Genomic DNA, 15,811 nt, shown 5'->3' with positions numbered 1-15,811 from the left:
GGCTCCTGTCGGTGGGCGCGGGGCCCGCCCTCGGGCGAGGGCGGGCCGGCGGTGTGGTGGTCAGTCGGTCGCCGGGCGGTGGGCGAACACGCACGCGGACGACCTGAGCATCTTCTCGACGGTCCACCCGCGGCGGGCGAGGCGGTCGGCGAGACAATCGAGGCTCGGGCCGTGCCACGAATCGTCGCGGCGGATGATGCGCCCGCCCTCAAGCCAGTACACAGCCACGCGGGCGCCCTCGCGGGGGTCGACCAGGTACCCGCGCACGTGCCGTTCGTCCTCGGCCGGCTCGGTCACGTCGTGATGGTCGGTCATGGTCGCCACGGCGAGGCCGTCGAGGGCGGCGCGGGCGGCGACCACGTTCGGGTGTGTGGCGTTGGCCGGCGTGCTGCCCTGGGTGGTGCCGTTGTGCGAGACGACCACACCCTCGATCACGCGGCGGGCGGGGGCCTGCTCGGCGGCGCGGGCGGCGATCCGGTCCCGTACGCCCTGCGACGGGGTCACGCCGTGAGCGGCGCACTCCGCGGCGATCCGGTCGTCGCTCTCGGCGCGGTACGCGGCGCGGTCGGCGGCGGCCTTCTCCTTGATCCGGGCGAGGTCGGCGCGGTTGAAGCTCGCGCGGGCGACGATCGGCTCGCGGACGGGCGCCGCGGGGGCGAACAGGGCGCCTTGTTCGACCGTGCCCTCGACGGCGAACAGAACGTCGGCGGCCGGCTGCTCGCCGATCCATGCGCCCCGCCACGTGCCGTCGCTGGCCTCGGCCTCGGTGACCAGGGCGGCGGCGTACAGGGCTTCGGCATCCGCGACGGTCTCGACGCCGGCCTCGACCTGCTCGGCGTGCTCGACGGCGTCAACGGCGCGCGCGGTGCTAGCGAACTGGGCGACGGCCTGCTCGTCGGCGGCCTGGGTGTCCTCCCAGCGGCGCAGCAGCGCCATCACGTCGGGGAGGTACAGGGCGGGGCGCATACCGAGGGCGGGGAACATCTCGTGCACGGCGCGTTCGCCGTGGCGGATGTGGGCGGCGACGGCGGCACGGACGCCGGCGACGGCGTCGGCGGTGGTGTGTCCGCTGTAGGCGAGGGCGTGCAAGTCCTCGCGGGTGAGGACCGCCTCGGGGCCACCCTCGACGACGCGAATCCGCAGGGCGCCGCCCTGGGACAACTCGCGGACTACCCGGCGGACGTTGCCGGCGGCAATCTCGTAGGCGTTCGCTCCGCGGGAGTCGGCGAGGTGCTGGCGACGCTCGGCGCGCTCCTCGGCGGCCTGGGCGGCATCGCTGCTCGACGGGCGCCGAACCCACGTCCACGGGTCAACCAGCGTGCCGGGCACCGGTGCCGGCTCCTCGGCCGGGGCCGCGGCCTGCTCGGCGTCGGCCTGCTCGACGGTCTCGGCGAGGTCGACCGCGGCGGCGGCGAGGGGCGACGCGGCGGCAAGGGCGCGGGCGTATGCGCGCTTCTCGGCGGCCTTGATGCACGGGGCGCACAGCAGGTCGTGACGCTTGTCGAGGCCGTCGGTGTACTCGGTGACCTCGCGCCCGCACAGGGTGTCGTCGTTGTTCGAGTAGTGCACGCGGCGGCCGGTGCCGACCAGGCAGTACCGGACGCCGGCGCGCACGGCGAGGCTCGGGCCGTCGAGGTTGCGGTCGGCGACGACCTGCTCGGCCTCGACGCGGTCGCGCTGTTCGGCCTTGGTGCACGTGGCGCAGATGCGGTTCCGGATGGCGGTGTTGGGCTCGTGCATCAGCTCGCGCCCGCAGTAGCTCGTGAAGGTGCCGGGGCGGCGGTAGTGGCCGGTGAGTCCGTAGCCGTGTGCGTAGGTGTCCATGGGGTCGCTCCCTTGGTTCGTGTCGGTGCCGGGTGAGGGCCGGCGGTCCTGTCGGGGTGAGGACCCGTCAGGAATGCCAACACTAGCCGTTGCTGTAACCATTGCAGCAACCATTACAGAACCTGTTACCGAACCGTGACCGATGTCCGGTCCGGGACCGGCAACACCCCCCGGTGTCTGCTCCGGGGGGTGTGCGGCCCTGCTGCGCCCTACATGGGCGGCGCGGTGCGGCGGGCGTCGAGGGCGACCCACAAGCCGACCAGGTCGGCGCCCCGCCACGCCCGGCGGTGGCGCTCGTCAAGCAGGACCGGCGCCCCGCACGCCTCGCCCGTCGAGCAGGTGACGACCGGCTCGCCCCCCGGTCGCGTGTGGCCGGCAAGCTGCCCGCCACAGAACGGGCACGGTGCGTCGAGGGCGGTCGTACGGCCGTCGCGGCCGAGGGCCCGCTCGACGGTGCGCCGCGCGGTGCGGGCGGTCGCGGCGACGTGGTCGAGCACGCGGGCGGGGATCGGCTCGAACAGGTCGCCGCTCATCTCGTCGAGGGCGCGGCCCTCCAGCCACACGGCGGCCCAGTGCAGACCGAACGCGCGCGAACCCTGCGAGGTCTGTCCCTGGTAGTGCCACCGTGCGGGGTCGGCGGCGTCGGCCTGGTCGACGATGAACCGGCCGCGGCTGTCGCGGGCGGGGCGTATGGAGCGCTGGACGTACTCGGCGACCTGGTCGGCGAGGTCGAATAGGTCCCGCTCGACCGCGAGGGCGGCGTCGAGGGCGTCGAGGTTGAGCGGCGCGGGGTGCTCCCGGATGGTGAGCGGGAGACGACCGACAACGGCCTCGACGGGCTGCTCGTCGTCCTCGTCGCGGTCGTCGGCGGCGAGCTGGTCGAGAAACCCGGTGCACTCGCGGGGCGGCCACGTAGCGGCCGGCCGGCGGCCGATCGCGGCGAGCAGGTCGCCCCACTGCTCGCGCACGGCGGCGAGGTCGACGGCGGCGCGGTGGGCGATCGGCGGGACGGTGGGGGCGAGGGCGGTCGTCATGGGTGCGCTGCTCCTGGCTATCTGCGGTGTGCGGGTCGGGCGGGGCCGTGCGGTGACTGCCACGCGGGCCGGTCGCGCGGGCGGTGCGGGGGCGGGGCGAGGGCGTAGTCGTCCTGCTGGGCGGCGCGCGCGGCCTCGACGGCTTGCGCGAGGGTCCGGGCGGCGGCGTGCACGATCGGTGCGACGGCCTCGGCCCATGCGCGCAGTGCCTTGCCCAGCTGCTCAACGGCGGCGCGCAGCTGCTCGGGGTCGATGTCCGGCGGCGTGGCCGGCTGCTCCTCGGTCATGCCGTGGCCGGGTCGAGGGCGTACCGGACGCGCTCGGCGAGGTCGTGGCGGCCGTTGGCGTACGCGAGGTCGTTCGGTAGGCCGAGGCGCGGCCGTGGCTCGTCGGGCAGGGCGGCCCGGACGGCGGCGAGGCGCTGCTCGGTGGTCTTGGCCTGGTCGCGGTAGTGGTCCACGGTGCCTTGCATGGCGGCGCCGAGGCGGCGGGCGCGCTCCTCGACGGTGGCGAGCGCGATGTCGTGGTCGCGCTTCTGCTCGGCGAGGCGTACCTCGATCGACTCGGCACGGTCGGCGAACGCTGCGTGCATGGCGGTCTGTCGGGCGTCGAGGGCGTCGCGGTCGCCGTCGAGGGCCTGCTCGATGCGCTCGGCGTAGACGGCGGCGGCGCCCATGGGGGAACCGGCGCGCATCCGGTGTGCGAGGTCGCGCACGCGGTCGAGGGCGGCCTCGGCGGCGGCCCGGTGGCTCTCGGCCTCGTTGCTGCACTGGTGCGCGGCACGCGCTATCTCCTCGGCCTGCTCGGCGCGCTGCTCGGCCTCGACGATGGCGGCCTCGGCGGCGGCGCGGTGCCGTTCGAGGGCGCGCGTCGAGCCGGCGTTCGCCTTGCGCGACTCGTCGGCGGTGCGCTGCTCCTCCGTGACGTACTCGCGCAGTAGGGCGGCCTCGGTGCGCGAGAGGGTGCCGCGGTCGGCGCGGGCGAGCAGGATGTCGAGGCCGGCGCGGCGGTCGCTGCGCTCGTGGTCGCGTCCCTTGGTGCGGGAGTGCCGGCGGCGGCGCGGCTCGGGGGTGGTCATTGGTCGTTCTCCTTGGCGCGTTCGGTGAGCGCTCGGCATGTGGTGCAGCTCGGGGGGCACGCCCGGCCCTCGCCGCGCGCGAGGCGGGCGAGGGCGCGGTCGGCGCGGCGGCGGCGCTGTCGGGCGGTCCCGAACGGCACGCCGAGGTAGAGCAGGCTCGGGGAGGGCAGCAGTCCGGCGCGGTGGGCGTAGTAGCGCCACCCCTGCCCGCGGACCATGCGCGGGCGGGGGCGGGCGAGGGGGCCGGGGTCGCGGCGGCACGCCCAACGGCCGAGGGGCACGCCGGACGCGACGACCAGGGCGACAGCGACGAACGCCCATGCTGCGCCGGTCACTCGGTGACCTGGGCATCGAGGCCGATCGCGTGGCGGTCGAGCAACTTCCGCGTGTGGTCCATGCCGGTGAGCAGGCCGCGCGTGCCGCGGTTGACGCCGTGCTCGTCGCGGTACTCGTCGGCGTCACGGCGGGCGAGGGCGGACAGCTCGCGCGTGTGCTCGGCGAGCAGGACCAGGGCGGCGGCGAGGGCCTGCTCGGGCGACCGGTGGGCGTCGTCGAGCAGCACATCGCGCAGCGTGATCACAACGGGGTGACTGGCCTCGGCGTTGAACGCGAGGGCCGACCGAACGTCGGCGACCCAATCCGTCGTGGGGCGCTGCGCCTGGTCGTGCTGCTCGGGCGTGGCCATGGTGGCGAGGCCGAGGGCGGCGAGGTCGGGGTCGTCGGCGGGCAGCTGGTCGGCGACGGCGGCGAGCAGGTCGTCGAGGCCGGTCGGACGCGGCGGTACGGGGGCGTCGTGAAGGGGGCACGGTGCGCCGGTCGCGTACGCGGTGTCGCACGCGCCGGCGGGGCTCTCCAGGGAGTTGGCGAGCTGTCGCAGGATGTCGGCGGCCACGGGGCGGGGGAGGTTGCACGCCACGTCGGCGGGGCCGGTGTTCGGCACGGTGACGATCAGGCGGTGAGTGTCGAGCGAGGCGAACGCGACGGCGTCGGGGGTGCGGGTCATGGGGTGGTGCTCCTGTCTCGGGTCCGAGGGGGTCGAGGTGGTGCTCACGCGCGCGGGAGGGCCCGCGACCGGACGCGCGGCCCGGTCGGGGGCTGGTCAGTAGGGGGGCTGCTGGGCGCCCTGGTTCGCCCACGGGTCGCCCTGGGGCTGCTGGCCGTATCCCTGCTGCTGGCCGTAGGACTGCTGGCCGTACGCCTGCTGGGCGGGCTGCTGGGCGCCCTGGGCGTTGGCGGTGGCCTTGGTGACGGTCGCGGTTGCGCGGAGCAGCGACGGGGCGACCTCGTCGGCCTGTATCTCGTAGCTGCTGCGCTTGCTGCCGTCGGTGGCTTCGTACTGGCGCTGGGTGAGCCGGCCGACGACGATCACGCGGTCGCCGCGCTTAATGGACTCGGCGACGTGCTCGGCCTGCTGGCGCCATACGGCTACGCCGAGGAACACCGGCTCGCCGTCTTCCCACTCGTTCGTCTGGCGGTTGAACTTGCGGGGGGTGTTGGCCATGCGGAAGTTGGCGACGGCGGCGCCGCCGGGGGTGAACCTGAGTTCGGGATCGGCAACCAGGTTGCCCGTGAACGTGATCGTGGTGTCGCCACTCATGGTTATGCGGCCCTTTCGAGGGTGCGGGGGGTGCGGGGGCGTAGGGGCGCGACGGGGGCGAGGCGGTTCTCGCGGGCGCGGGCGCGGGTGGCTCGGGCGGCGGCGTTCTTGCACGCCCGGCACTTCCGCGTCCCGTCCTTCGCGCGGATGGTGTTCGCCTGGTCGTAGGCGTGGCCGGCGGGGCAGTGCGTGACGGCGGCGCGGGCGGCGACGTGGTTGGTTGAGCGGAGGACGTTCACGCGGTGCGTGACGGCGTCGAGGTGGCCGGGGGCGACGCACTCGCGGCGGCGGCACCGGTGGTCGACCTCAAGGCCGGTGGGTATCGGGCCGTTGGCCTGCTCGTAGGCGTAGCGGTGGGCCTTGACGGTGCGGCCGGCGACCCAAAAGGTCCCGTAACCCTTCTCGTTCTGCGCGCCGTCCCACAGGTGGCAGGGGCCGGGGCAGTCCCGACGGAGTGACCAGGGGCCCGCGGGGTTCACCTTGGCGGCGAACCGTGCGGCCGGGGTGGGCCGGTCCATGGATGTACCTCCGTCGGGATGTAGGGGTCTTGCTGGACAGACACACTTTCTGTCTGGACAGAAAGTTAGCAGACAGGGGGGCGCGCGGGTCCTTCCGTACGCCCCCCGGTTCTGCGGCTACGCGGCGGCCTGGGCGCCGTTCTCGGGCTCGTCGAGGGTGAGAGTCCACCCCACTGCCGTGAGTTCGTCGGCGACCTGCTCGGCCACGTCCTCGGCGCTGTCGAGGCCGTTGCCGTGGGCGACCTCGACCGCGGCCCGGATCGCGGCGAGGGCGGCGTCGGGCATCATCGCTGCGCACCGGTCACGTGCCGGGCCTCGCGCCTTCCGCACTGCTCGCGGGCGACCGGCGGGCGCACCATCATGCGGGCGAGGGCGTCGAGGTCCCGCTCGGACTGCTCGGCCGCGGCACGGCGGGCGGCGGCGGCCTGCTCGGTGGCACGGCGCTGCTCCTCGGCGCGGGCGCGTGCCTCGACCTCGGCGGCGAGGCGTTCGGCGAGCAGGGCGGGCCCGTCGACCTCGAACCACGTCGACCAGCGGCCGTACCCGTGGTGCTCCTCGACGATCACGTACGCCCCCTGGTCGGCCATGTGGCGCGCGATGCGGCGGGCGGCCTTGCGGTCGGTGGTCGGCTTCACCGCGGGCCGGTCGGGGCGCTCGTCCCATGATCCCGTGATCCGGTACCCGCTCGTGTTCTTCGTGCGGTCGGTCGCCTTGGCGCGGCGGCGGTGCGCGGCGCGCTCGGGGTGCTTCTGGTTCCGGTTCATGCGGCCGGCTCCCTCGGGGCGTAGTGCTGGGCGGTGGCGAGTTCGAGGCGGGACGGGTGCGGCGTGGTGCGGTCCGTGCGGCGCTTCCCGCCCTGCTGGCACGGCTGACCCTTGCGGGCGCGGCACGTCACGTACGGGCACGTCACGTCGAGCGGGTCGGGCAGGCCGGCGGCGGCGCGGCGCTCGCGCTCGGCACGCGTCTTGCGGAACTGCTTGAGTTCGTCGGCGACGGTGCGCGGCATGTAGTCGCCGAGGGCGGCGAGGCGGGCGGCGGCGAACTCGTTCCGTTCCTCGCGGGTGCTTCCGCCGGTCAGCTCGCGGTACATCGACGGGGCGGCCTGTCCGGTGGCTATGGCGGTCCGGGTGTCGGCGAGGGCGGCGCGGTACGCCTGGTGGTTGTCCGGGTCGACCGGCGGTACGGGGTCGGTGTGCCGGCCGAGTACGTCGGCCTTGAAGGCGTGCCACGGGCGCGACACGTCGCTCGGCTGGAGCCGGTAGGCGCTGCTCGCGATGTGGTGGCGGACGACGTGGCCGGCGTGCCAGTCGCGGCCGTCGGGGTGCGGGGCCGTCGGCGGCACATCGGCGAGCAGGTCGCCCCACTGGGCGAGGCGTTCGTCGGCCTCGGCCTGGTCCGCGGGGGCGAGGCGTGGGTCGAGGCTCACGGCGTAGGCGAGCAGGGCGGCGACTTCTTCGCGCTTCACTGGGCGTTCTCCTGGGGGTTGAGGGCGGCGGCGAACATTCCGGCGGCGCGGGCCACGCGGCCGGGACGGGCGGCGTCGAGGGGAATCACGTCGGCGCCGGGCGCGGTGGGGGCGCCGGGGGCAACGGGGGGGAGCGCGGTCCATCCGGGCAGGAAGTACCGGACGGAGCGCGGGCGGGAACGGGCACGGCGCCACTGCTCGCGGGCGTGATCGACCAGGGCCGGTACGGCGGTCCGGGCGACGATCGCCTCAAGGCGGAACCAGTCGGCGGTTTCGAGGCTCCACTCGACAACGATCCCGGCGGCGGTGAGCGCGTCACGCAACGGGACAACGTTCGGGGGCACGGCCGGGGTCGAGCCGTAGCTAGCTTGCTGTACCTCCGTAGGAGGTACAGCGGGACGGGCCGGGTCGGGACGGGGGGACCGTGACGCATCCTCGCCGTCACGGTGTGACCCGTGCTCCTGACCTGCTATGTCGTCGGGAAACTCGATCTGATTCGCGAACGATTCGCGATTTTCCGGCCTCGGATCGTCGTCGATTCGCGGACGATTCGCCGACGAATCGAGCGGATTACGCTCCTGGTTCCGCTGTTCCGCGGCCCTTTCACGGGCGCGCTTCTGGCGCTCGGCGGCGGCGGCCCGGTCGTCCTCGACGCGCGCGCGGGTCGGGTTGTAGATCAGGAAGTCGTGCATCACGTAGTCGCCGGCCGGCGGCTGCTCGCACCGGGTGCAGTCGTGGCCGGGGGCGTGCCACAGACCGGACGCGACCAGCTTCCGGGCCTGGGGCGCCGTGCCGTACAGCTGGGCGACGACGCCCGGTATCACGCCCTCGGTGAGGTGCTGCGCGGCATACGCGCCCGCGCGTACCCACAGGCCGAGGGCGGCGTTACCGGCCTTGAGTAGCTTCGGGTTCGTGTGCGCCGTGTCGTCGACCTTGAACCAAGTCACGGGGGTTGTGCTCCTGTCGGGGGTGGGCGCCGGCGGCGAGGGGCGTCGGTGGCTCTCCTCGCCGCCGGGCCGGTCATGGGGGCGCTACTGGGCGGCGAGGGCCTTCTCGGCGCAGACCTTTTCGGCCGGCTTGCCCGCGTCGTCTCGGAGGTGTGTCGGGTGTCCGCAGTAGCGGCACGGTCGGGCCGTTCGCGACCAGTGGCGGCGGTCGCGCCAATCGAGCAGGCGCGGCGTGGTCACGTTGTGCGCCATGCGGTCCAGTGCGCGCCGCCGGCACACTCGAATATCGGCAGCTGTACGGCGGGTTCCTGGTCGACCTCGACGGCGAGCTGTCCGGGCACGGGCTCGGGCGGCGGTTCGTCGAGGCGGCGGCGCATGGCGGCGAGGCTGGCGGCGGCGGCGCGGGTCACTCGTCACCCCCCGCGGTGATCGCGGCGAGCTGCTTCGCGAGGGCTCCCGTACGCCACGCCTCGGCGGTCGTGTCCTTCCCGCCCTTGCGCCACGTGATCGCGTACGTGCGGGCCCGCGTCGGCTTGACGACGACGCCCGGCACGTCGAGGACTTCGCCCGTGGTCTTGTCGACCAGCTTCGCGGCGCCGGCGGCGTCCATCTCGGCGAGCAGTTCCGCGAGCTTCCACGGCCGGACCTCGCGCACGATCCGGGTCGTGGTCCACTCCTCGTCGGGCCACGTCTTACGGACCCACCGGGCGAGGGCTTCCTCGTCGGTGACGACCGGTCCAGTCTCCCCCTTGCGCAGTGAGATCGTGGCGACCTGCTCACCGGTCGGCAGGGACGCGACGACGCGCTCGGTTCCGTCGCGCTTCTCGGCCTCGTCAAGGGCCCGTTGCGTGCGCGCTTTCACGTCCTTCTGTGCGGCGGCCACCCGCTCGGCGAGCAGCTTCAACACGGCGGCCTCGGTCGCGAGGTCGCGCAGCGACTCGGCCGGCTGCGCGACGGCGGGCTCGGCGTCGAGCGGCTGCTCGTCGAACGTCGGCTCGCGCCCCGCGGCCTCGTCGGCCTCGACCTTGAGCCGGTTCACGCCGAGGCGTTCCGTGATCGTGTCGTAGTGGTGCTGATCGATCGAGCTGTCGAACGTGGGCGCGCTCATGCGGTCGCCGCCTTCGCGGCGTCGAGCAGGTCGTCGCGCATCTCGCGCAGCTGCTCGACGGTGCCCTCGGCAGACTTGCGGCCGTACTTGGAACTGAACAGCTGCTCGACCTCGGCGCGGTCGGTGACGCCCGCCGTGCGGGCGGCGTCGTACAACTCGCCCACGGCGACGGCCTGCTCGTCGGCCGGCTGCCGCTGGCGCTGCTGCTGGGCGGCGGCGCCCTGCTGCTGGGCCGGGGCCTGCTGGGACTTCTGGGCGGCCTGCCTCTTCGCGGCGTCGACCTGGTCCAGCTGGGCGATGAACTCGGGCGGGGCCCCGGCGGCGACGGCGGCGGCGCGCACCTTCGCGAATGCCTCGGGGTTCTGAGCCTTCCGGGCCTGGGCGAGGTAGTCGGGGCGCGGCTGCTGGCGCTGCTGCTGGGCCGGGGCCTGCTGCTCCCACGGGCCCGCCTCGGCGCGGTTGCTGCGGCGCGGCTGCTGCCCGCCCTGCTGGCGCTGCTGCCCGCCGTTGCGGCGCTGCTGCTGGCGCTGCTGCCCGCCCTGCTGGCGCTGCTGGGGCGCGGCGGGGATCGGTGCGGTGTCCTGGTCGCTGTCGTCGATCGACCGGGAGTCGACCGGGATCATGAACACCGTGAACAGCATGTACTTAAGGGCGGCGCTCATGGCCTTGTTGGTGCTCTTGTCGCCGCTGTCCATGGCTTCGCCGGGCAGGGTCACGAGCAGGCAGTCGCCGGCGGGCCCGTAGATGCGGTACAGCATCCGAAGGTTGGTGTGCGTGCCCTTGTCGCCGCGCGGGCGCTGGTGGTGCTCGACGACCTCGGGCGCGATGAAACAGCCGTGAGAGCGCATCGGGCCCGCCATGGCCGACATGGCGTCGTCGACACCCCGGAAGCTGTAGTTCTGCTGGGTGTTCTGCTGGTCCTTGCGGACCGGCATCACGTCTTGCATGACGCCGTGGATGACCTGGAACACCCGCGGAGTGTCGGCGGGGGTGCCGGGCGGCGCGGGCTCGTACGCCGTCCGGACGGACGGGGCACCCTCGACGGCCTCGGCGGGGGCGAGTTGGTTCGGGTGCAGCTGGGTGACAGTCACGGGCGCGTGCTCCGGTTCTTGCTGTGACGGATGTGTCCGGCGAGGCGGGTGATACGGCCGGCGAGGGTGATCGCCGAATCGGGGTCGAGCAGGTCGTCGAGGTCGGCGGCGATCGGGGCCTCGGCGGCCAGTGCCTCGCGGCTCCCGTCGGCGGCGGCGGCGCGCATCGCCCGTTCGTACTCGGGCACGTCGTGCCCGTAGATCGCGCGGTCGAGGGCGGCGATGTTGTCGCCGTGGTGGGCGAGCAGGGCGCCGAGGGTGCCGGGGTCCTCGACGTACGCGAGGGCGAGGTCGTCGAGCAGCTGCTCGGCGCGCGCGGCGATCGGCAGACGTACGGCGAGGCCGTCGGCGGTCAGCTGGGGGCGGATCACTGGTGCAGCTCCTCGGGCAGGGTCGGCGCGTCGAGGGCGAGGTCGCCCGTCGATGCGTCGTAGGCGTGCGGGCGGGTCCAGTCGGCGGCGGGGAACGCTCGGCGGAGCAGGCCGAGGGCGGCGCGGTGCGCGAGCCGGTCGGCCTTGAGCGGCAGGCCGAGGGCGTCGTCGAGGGCGACCCACATCGCGAGGCGCTGCTCGCCGTCGCGGTCGGTGCGCACGGGGACGATCCGCACGCGGGCGGTGCCGGGGGTGATCTCGTCCAGCTGTCGGGCGAGTACGGCCGTGAGGGCGAGGCGCTTTCGGGCGGCGAGGGCGCCCGCGACGGCCTCGGCGGCGCGGGGGTGGGTACGCTGGGTGGTGTTCACGATCGGTGCCTCTCGGGGTTCGGTCGGGGAGGGCCGTCCGGGTCGCGACCGGGCGGCCTTTCGTCGTTCAGGCGGCGGCGCGGTTCGGGGCGTCCTGCTCGGCCTGCTGGGTGCGGTGGGCGCGCTCGGCGCGGCGTAGGGCGAGTTCGGCCTCGGGGGCGAGGCGGCCGGCGGCGCGGTCGCGGGCGATCCGGTCGAGGGCACGGTCGAGAACACGCCGCGCGTTGGCGAATGCGACCTCGCGCGGGATCACGGTCGACGGGCCGGTCATGCGGCGGCCTGGGTGCTCGGCTCGCGCAGTTTCAGCAGGCGAGAGGCGGGGATGCCGTACTCGTCCTGTACGGCGGCGGCGAGGCGGGCGCTCGGCGCGGTCTTGCCGGTCCACAAACGCCAAGCCGTCGTAGGGGCAACTTTCAGCCGGGCTGCGAGGTCTGTGTAGTGCCGATCGCCTTTGTCGGTGGCAACTGCCACAAGGTGCGCACGGTCGTACATGGGCCGTTCCTTTCCGGTCAGACAGGATGCCTGTCTGGACAGAAAGTAACACCTATCTTTCAGGAGTGAAAGTTAGGAGAGGTTGTCACCGCCTTGTGACAGTGGGTGTTATGGCGTTGACAGGGGGATACGCCCGGTACAGAATCGGACGTACGTTCGATGCAAGTTCGCAGGTCACGGCCTGTGTTCGTGCTGCAAGGGGGTGGGAAGGTGCAACGACGCGCCGAGTCTCAAACGCTATGTATCGCGCGAGACAGCTACGCGCTACATTTCACCCATGAAAAACAGAAAGCACGGCGAGACCGACCGTGCCCACCGGTTCGCGGACTGGTTGCACGAGGAGCTGACCGCGCGGGGATACGACCTCTCGGGGGCGCGCAGCGGGGGCAAAAGCCGCTTCGCCGAAGATTCGGGCATTAGCCCATCAACCGTCGGGCGACTGCTCGAAGGCAAGCGCGTCACGGACATGGACGTACTCGCCCGGCTCGCCGACAAACTCGGCGTCACCCTCGGCACCGTTCTGCTCCGCGCCGGCATCGTCAGCAGTGACGACCTGGTCGCCATACAGGAGCCAGAGACCGGCCCGGACGCCATGACGCCTGAGCAGGCAGCGACCGCCCTCAACATCACGGACCCACATAAGCGCGCCGTCTTTGTGTCCATGGCGACGACGCTGCAACAGCCACCCCCCGACACAGGCGAGGAACGTCTCGCAGAGCACTAAACGCACGGAGGCACCGTTGAACGCCCGCAGGATGTACGCCCCCACCGTCGCAATCCTTGTGGCAGGCATCGTGATTGGCCTGCTCGGGATCTTCCAGGATGGGGGCGACGTATCCCGCGCCGGAATCCTGCTCGCGTTCGCTGCTCTCCCCCCACTCTGCTACTGGCAGACGCAGCGCGCCCACGACGGCGTAGAGGACCAGGTCGCCGACGCCCACGAAGCCGGCTACCGCCTCGCCCTCGAACACGTCGCTAAGGGCCTGCTCACCAAGCACGCCGCACCGCCGGACGGCGGGACGCACGTCGAGCCGATCGCGGACCGCGCCACCCTCCACGAGCAGCGGGCCCCCGGCAAAACCGAGGGCCCCCTCGCCGCCGGAAACGTGCGCCCGCTGCGGCTCATCCGGCACGACGAAGACGACGAACGGAAGATCGTATGACCCTTCCCGACATCCCAACCACGTTCCACGGCCCGGCCTACGCCGCCGAGCCGTGGATCGGCTATATCCGCGTGTCGACGTGGAAAGAGGAGAAGATCAGCCCCGAACTGCAACGGACCGCTATCGAGCAGTGGGCCGAACGCACCGGGCGCCGCATCGTCGACTGGATCATCGACCTCGACGAGTCCGGCCGCCACTTCAAACGGAAGATCATGGGCGGCATCGAGCGCATCGAGCGCCGCGAGGTCCGCGGCATCGCGGTATGGCGATACAGCCGGTTCGGGCGCAACCGGACCGGCAACGCTGCCAACCTCGCGCGCGTCGAGGCAGTCGGCGGCCTGCTCGAATCGGCAACCGAACCGATCGACGCCTCGACCGCCATCGGCCGACTGGCGCGCGGCATGTACATGGAGTTCGCCGCGTTCGAGAGCGACCGCGCCGGCGAGCAGTGGAAAGAGACCCACGAGCACCGGCTCGCCGCCAAGCTGCCCGCAACCGGCCGGGCGCGATTCGGCTACATCTGGCACCGCCGGCGCATCCCCGACCCGACCGCGCCGGACGGCATCCGGCTGCAACAGGAGCGGTACGCGCTGCACCACGACCACGCGTCAGTGCTTGAGGAACTGTACGAGCGCAAGATCGAGGAACACGACGGCTTCAACTCCCTGGTGCACTGGCTCAACGAGGAGTTGGTCATCCCCACCATGCGCGGCAATTCATGGGGCGTGAGCAGCCTCTCGCGGTACCTCGACTCAGGGTTCGCCGCCGGCCTGCTCCGTACGCACGACAAGACGTGCCCGTGCGGGTACAGCAGCGGCACCAAGAGCCGGTGTCCCGACAACCGGTTCATCTACCTGCCCGGCGCACAGCCGCGCATCATCACCCCCGACCAGTGGGAGGCGTACAAGGAACACCGGAAGTTGGTCAAGGCGACGCCGCCGCGGGCCCGGAAGGCGACCTATCCCCTTACCGGCCTGGTCCGTCACGGGTACTGCCGGTTCCACGTGAGCGCCGCGTCGTACACCAGCCACGGCGAGCAGCTGCGCGGGCATCTCCTGGTGTGCAGCCGGCACAAGTCCGCGAACCGGCTCGACTGCCCCAAGGGCATCAGCGTGAAGCGCGAGTTCGTCGAGGGCGAGGTGTTGACGTGGCTCAAGCGCGAGGCCGCGCCGGGCATAGATGCCACGCCGTCCGTGCCCGCGCAACGGGCCGACCTGGTCGAGGACCCGCGCGCCCGCGCGCAGCGCGAGCGGGCCCGGCTGCAAGTCGAGCTGACCAAGGTCGAGGGCGCCCTCGACCGGTTGGTCATGGACAACGCCATGAACCCTGAGAAGTACCCGGCGGACAGCTTCGCGCGTGTGCGGGACCAGTTCGCCGGACAGCGGGGCACGATCATGAAGGCGATGGCCGAACTGGGGGAGGCCGAGGCGACGCCGACCCGCGAGGAGTTCGTACCCCTGATGCTCGGCCTGGTCGCGGCGTGGGAGCACATGCAGCCGATCGAGAAGAACGCACTTCTTCGGCAGCTGGTACGGCGCGTCGTGTGCCACGACACCCGTACGGAGGGGTCGCGCTGGATCGAGACGCGGGTCGAGGTGCATCCGGTGTTCGAGCCGGACCCGTGGGCCCCGATCATGGGCGAGGTCGTCGCCCGCCAGGACGAGCCGGCCGAGGTCGACGACCGCGCCGACGGTGAAACCCTGTTCTGACCAGCCCGTTTTTATTTGCCCCTTTAGGCGCACTGTTCCACGTCAACGCCTGGGGCCTGCCGCACGCGACCTTCATGTCGGGCATCAACATGCTGATGCCCGACCGTTTCCTCCAGCCCGCGCCGCTCGCCGAGATGATCGAGAGCGAGCGGCCCACGCACGCCGCCGCCGTCCCGACGATCTGGCAGGGACTGCTCGCCGAGCTGACCGCCAAGCCCCGTGACGTCTCCTGCCTCGCCCAGGTGACGATCGGCGGCTCGGCCTGCCCGCCCTCGCTCATGGCCGCCTTCGACGCTCTGGGCATGCGGGTCAGCCACGCCTGGGGCATGACCGAGACCTCCCCGCTCGGCACCGTCGCCCGCCCGCCGGCCCACGCCGTGGGGACGGAGGAGGAGTTCGCCTACCGTCTCACCCAGGGCCGTTTCCCGGCGGGCGTCGAGGCCCGTCTCACCGGCCCCGGCGGCGAACGGCTCCCGTGGGACGGCGAGTCCGCCGGAGAGCTGGAGGTCCGTGGCCCGTGGATCGCCGGTGCCTACTACGGCGGCAACGACGGGGAGCCGCTGCGCCCCGCCGACAAGTTCAGCGAGGACGGCTGGCTCAAGACCGGTGACGTCGGCACGATCAGCTCCGACGGCTTCCTGACCCTCACCGACCGCGCCAAGGACGTCATCAAGTCGGGCGGCGAGTGGATCTCCTCGGTCGACCTGGAGAACGCCCTCATGGCCCACCCGGACGTGGCCGAGGCCGCGGTCGTGGCCGTCCCCGACGAGAAGTGGGGCGAGCGCCCGCTGGCCACCGTGGTCCTGCGGGAGGGCTCCGCCGCCGACTTCGAGACCCTGCGCGCCTTCCTCGCCGAAGAGGGCAAGATCGCCCGGTGGCAGCTTCCCGAGCGCTGGTCGATCGTCGAGGCCGTCCCGAAGACGAGCGTCGGCAAGTTCGACAAGAAGGTGATCCGCAAGCGGTACGCCGAGGGCAGCCTGGACGTGACCAAGCTCTGACCCGGACGGCTTGAACACGTGTGCCGGGCGGGGAACCCCAGGGTCCCC

22 protein-coding genes and 1 pseudogene are annotated in these 15,811 nt (G+C 72.8%); 4 read left to right on the top strand and 19 right to left on the bottom strand.

What is annotated here, in order from left to right:
• Positions 1-60: 60 nt before the first annotated feature.
• The 19 genes from ACFYYF_RS15690 to ACFYYF_RS15600 all read right to left on the bottom strand — a co-directional run bounded on the left by ACFYYF_RS15690 (position 61) and on the right by ACFYYF_RS15600 (position 11,893).
• The gene (locus ACFYYF_RS15690; protein WP_388775831.1) at positions 61-1,824 is read right to left on the bottom strand and encodes a hypothetical protein; all 1,764 of its coding nucleotides are present in this window, start codon (positions 1,822-1,824) and stop codon (positions 61-63) included.
• Between the two features lie 209 nt (positions 1,825-2,033).
• The gene (locus ACFYYF_RS15685; protein ID WP_388775828.1) at positions 2,034-2,858 is read right to left on the bottom strand and encodes a hypothetical protein; all 825 of its coding nucleotides are present in this window, start codon (positions 2,856-2,858) and stop codon (positions 2,034-2,036) included.
• Positions 2,859-2,875: 17 nt separating this feature from the next.
• Positions 2,876-3,145: a hypothetical protein gene (locus ACFYYF_RS15680; RefSeq protein ID WP_388775826.1), complete on the bottom strand. Its 270-nt coding sequence runs from the start codon at positions 3,143-3,145 to the stop codon at positions 2,876-2,878.
• Positions 3,142-3,936 carry a hypothetical protein gene (locus tag ACFYYF_RS15675; protein ID WP_388775824.1) on the bottom strand — a complete coding sequence of 265 codons (795 nt, stop codon included), beginning with the start codon at positions 3,934-3,936 and terminating at the stop codon, positions 3,142-3,144. Before ACFYYF_RS15675 ends, ACFYYF_RS15680 begins: the two co-directional genes overlap by 4 nt.
• Positions 3,933-4,271 carry a hypothetical protein gene (locus ACFYYF_RS15670; protein ID WP_388775823.1) on the bottom strand — a complete coding sequence of 113 codons (339 nt, stop codon included), beginning with the start codon at positions 4,269-4,271 and terminating at the stop codon, positions 3,933-3,935. The genes ACFYYF_RS15675 and ACFYYF_RS15670 overlap by 4 nt, the downstream gene beginning before the upstream one ends.
• The gene (locus ACFYYF_RS15665; protein WP_388775820.1) at positions 4,268-4,939 is read right to left on the bottom strand and encodes a hypothetical protein; all 672 of its coding nucleotides are present in this window, start codon (positions 4,937-4,939) and stop codon (positions 4,268-4,270) included. Before ACFYYF_RS15665 ends, ACFYYF_RS15670 begins: the two co-directional genes overlap by 4 nt.
• Positions 4,940-5,035: 96 nt before the next feature.
• Positions 5,036-5,533: a single-stranded DNA-binding protein gene (ssb, locus tag ACFYYF_RS15660; protein WP_388775818.1), complete on the bottom strand. Its 498-nt coding sequence runs from the start codon at positions 5,531-5,533 to the stop codon at positions 5,036-5,038.
• A gap of 2 nt (positions 5,534-5,535) precedes the next feature.
• Positions 5,536-6,051, bottom strand: a complete 516-nt coding sequence (locus ACFYYF_RS15655; protein ID WP_388775816.1) for an HNH endonuclease signature motif containing protein — start codon at positions 6,049-6,051, stop codon at positions 5,536-5,538.
• Between the two features lie 117 nt (positions 6,052-6,168).
• The gene (locus ACFYYF_RS15650) at positions 6,169-6,339 is read right to left on the bottom strand and encodes a hypothetical protein (protein WP_388775813.1); all 171 of its coding nucleotides are present in this window, start codon (positions 6,337-6,339) and stop codon (positions 6,169-6,171) included.
• On the bottom strand, positions 6,336-6,815 hold the full coding sequence (locus tag ACFYYF_RS15645; protein ID WP_388775810.1) for a hypothetical protein: 480 nt from the start codon (positions 6,813-6,815) through the stop codon (positions 6,336-6,338). Before ACFYYF_RS15645 ends, ACFYYF_RS15650 begins: the two co-directional genes overlap by 4 nt.
• Positions 6,812-7,516, bottom strand: a complete 705-nt coding sequence (locus ACFYYF_RS15640) for a cell surface glycoprotein (protein ID WP_388775808.1) — start codon at positions 7,514-7,516, stop codon at positions 6,812-6,814. The genes ACFYYF_RS15645 and ACFYYF_RS15640 overlap by 4 nt, the downstream gene beginning before the upstream one ends.
• The gene (locus tag ACFYYF_RS15635; RefSeq protein WP_388775805.1) at positions 7,513-8,463 is read right to left on the bottom strand and encodes a mucin-2; all 951 of its coding nucleotides are present in this window, start codon (positions 8,461-8,463) and stop codon (positions 7,513-7,515) included. Before ACFYYF_RS15635 ends, ACFYYF_RS15640 begins: the two co-directional genes overlap by 4 nt.
• A gap of 236 nt (positions 8,464-8,699) precedes the next feature.
• Entirely contained in the window at positions 8,700-8,873 is a 174-nt protein-coding gene (locus ACFYYF_RS15630) for a hypothetical protein (RefSeq protein ID WP_388775803.1), read from the bottom strand.
• Positions 8,870-9,571, bottom strand: a complete 702-nt coding sequence (locus ACFYYF_RS15625; protein ID WP_388775800.1) for a hypothetical protein — start codon at positions 9,569-9,571, stop codon at positions 8,870-8,872. The genes ACFYYF_RS15630 and ACFYYF_RS15625 overlap by 4 nt, the downstream gene beginning before the upstream one ends.
• Positions 9,568-10,662, bottom strand: coding sequence for an ERF family protein (locus ACFYYF_RS15620; RefSeq protein ID WP_388775798.1), 1,095 nt, complete (start codon positions 10,660-10,662; stop codon positions 9,568-9,570). Before ACFYYF_RS15620 ends, ACFYYF_RS15625 begins: the two co-directional genes overlap by 4 nt.
• Positions 10,659-11,033 carry a hypothetical protein gene (locus ACFYYF_RS15615; RefSeq protein ID WP_388775796.1) on the bottom strand — a complete coding sequence of 125 codons (375 nt, stop codon included), beginning with the start codon at positions 11,031-11,033 and terminating at the stop codon, positions 10,659-10,661. The genes ACFYYF_RS15620 and ACFYYF_RS15615 overlap by 4 nt, the downstream gene beginning before the upstream one ends.
• Positions 11,030-11,401: a hypothetical protein gene (locus tag ACFYYF_RS15610; RefSeq protein WP_388775794.1), complete on the bottom strand. Its 372-nt coding sequence runs from the start codon at positions 11,399-11,401 to the stop codon at positions 11,030-11,032. The genes ACFYYF_RS15615 and ACFYYF_RS15610 overlap by 4 nt, the downstream gene beginning before the upstream one ends.
• Positions 11,402-11,468: 67 nt before the next feature.
• On the bottom strand, positions 11,469-11,672 hold the full coding sequence (locus ACFYYF_RS15605; protein WP_358914035.1) for a hypothetical protein: 204 nt from the start codon (positions 11,670-11,672) through the stop codon (positions 11,469-11,471).
• Positions 11,669-11,893: an XRE family transcriptional regulator gene (locus ACFYYF_RS15600; protein ID WP_388775790.1), complete on the bottom strand. Its 225-nt coding sequence runs from the start codon at positions 11,891-11,893 to the stop codon at positions 11,669-11,671. Before ACFYYF_RS15600 ends, ACFYYF_RS15605 begins: the two co-directional genes overlap by 4 nt.
• 277 nt (positions 11,894-12,170) lie before the next feature.
• Here ACFYYF_RS15600 and ACFYYF_RS15595 point away from each other — a divergent pair, with 277 nt between their 5' ends.
• The 4 genes and pseudogenes from ACFYYF_RS15595 to ACFYYF_RS15580 form a co-directional block, all read left to right on the top strand.
• Complete coding sequence (locus ACFYYF_RS15595) at positions 12,171-12,617, top strand: helix-turn-helix domain-containing protein (RefSeq protein WP_388775787.1); 447 nt, start codon at positions 12,171-12,173, stop codon at positions 12,615-12,617.
• Between the two features lie 16 nt (positions 12,618-12,633).
• Positions 12,634-13,056, top strand: coding sequence for a hypothetical protein (locus ACFYYF_RS15590; protein ID WP_388775785.1), 423 nt, complete (start codon positions 12,634-12,636; stop codon positions 13,054-13,056).
• Complete coding sequence (locus tag ACFYYF_RS15585) at positions 13,053-14,765, top strand: recombinase family protein (protein WP_388775783.1); 1,713 nt, start codon at positions 13,053-13,055, stop codon at positions 14,763-14,765. The genes ACFYYF_RS15590 and ACFYYF_RS15585 overlap by 4 nt, the downstream gene beginning before the upstream one ends.
• Before the next feature lie 35 nt (positions 14,766-14,800).
• Positions 14,801-15,763 (top strand): annotated as a pseudogene (locus ACFYYF_RS15580) (AMP-binding protein); the annotation flags it as partial.
• Positions 15,764-15,811: the final 48 nt, after the last annotated feature.

The sequence above is a fragment of the Streptomyces sp. NPDC001914 genome (assembly GCF_042891215.1).
Taxonomy (GTDB): Bacteria; Actinomycetota; Actinomycetes; order Streptomycetales; family Streptomycetaceae; genus Streptomyces.
This window is presented reverse-complemented; position numbering and strand designations above follow the sequence as displayed.

Bases quoted from the DNA above. Each gene is read 5' to 3' on its own strand.
- ACFYYF_RS15690 (WP_388775831.1), bottom strand. From the start codon at position 1,824: ATGGACACCTACGCACACGGCTACGGACTCACCGGCCACTACCGCCGC.
- ACFYYF_RS15685 (WP_388775828.1), bottom strand. From the start codon at position 2,858: ATGACGACCGCCCTCGCCCCCACCGTCCCGCCGATCGCCCACCGCGCC.
- ACFYYF_RS15680 (WP_388775826.1), bottom strand. From the start codon at position 3,145: ATGACCGAGGAGCAGCCGGCCACGCCGCCGGACATCGACCCCGAGCAG.
- ACFYYF_RS15675 (WP_388775824.1), bottom strand. From the start codon at position 3,936: ATGACCACCCCCGAGCCGCGCCGCCGCCGGCACTCCCGCACCAAGGGA.
- ACFYYF_RS15665 (WP_388775820.1), bottom strand. From the start codon at position 4,939: ATGACCCGCACCCCCGACGCCGTCGCGTTCGCCTCGCTCGACACTCAC.
- ssb (WP_388775818.1), bottom strand. From the start codon at position 5,533: ATGAGTGGCGACACCACGATCACGTTCACGGGCAACCTGGTTGCCGAT.
- ACFYYF_RS15655 (WP_388775816.1), bottom strand. From the start codon at position 6,051: ATGGACCGGCCCACCCCGGCCGCACGGTTCGCCGCCAAGGTGAACCCC.
- ACFYYF_RS15650 (WP_388775813.1), bottom strand. From the start codon at position 6,339: ATGATGCCCGACGCCGCCCTCGCCGCGATCCGGGCCGCGGTCGAGGTC.
- ACFYYF_RS15645 (WP_388775810.1), bottom strand. From the start codon at position 6,815: ATGAACCGGAACCAGAAGCACCCCGAGCGCGCCGCGCACCGCCGCCGC.
- ACFYYF_RS15625 (WP_388775800.1), bottom strand. From the start codon at position 9,571: ATGAGCGCGCCCACGTTCGACAGCTCGATCGATCAGCACCACTACGAC.
- ACFYYF_RS15605 (WP_358914035.1), bottom strand. From the start codon at position 11,672: ATGACCGGCCCGTCGACCGTGATCCCGCGCGAGGTCGCATTCGCCAAC.
- ACFYYF_RS15600 (WP_388775790.1), bottom strand. From the start codon at position 11,893: ATGTACGACCGTGCGCACCTTGTGGCAGTTGCCACCGACAAAGGCGAT.
- ACFYYF_RS15595 (WP_388775787.1), top strand. From the start codon at position 12,171: ATGAAAAACAGAAAGCACGGCGAGACCGACCGTGCCCACCGGTTCGCG.
- ACFYYF_RS15585 (WP_388775783.1), top strand. From the start codon at position 13,053: ATGACCCTTCCCGACATCCCAACCACGTTCCACGGCCCGGCCTACGCC.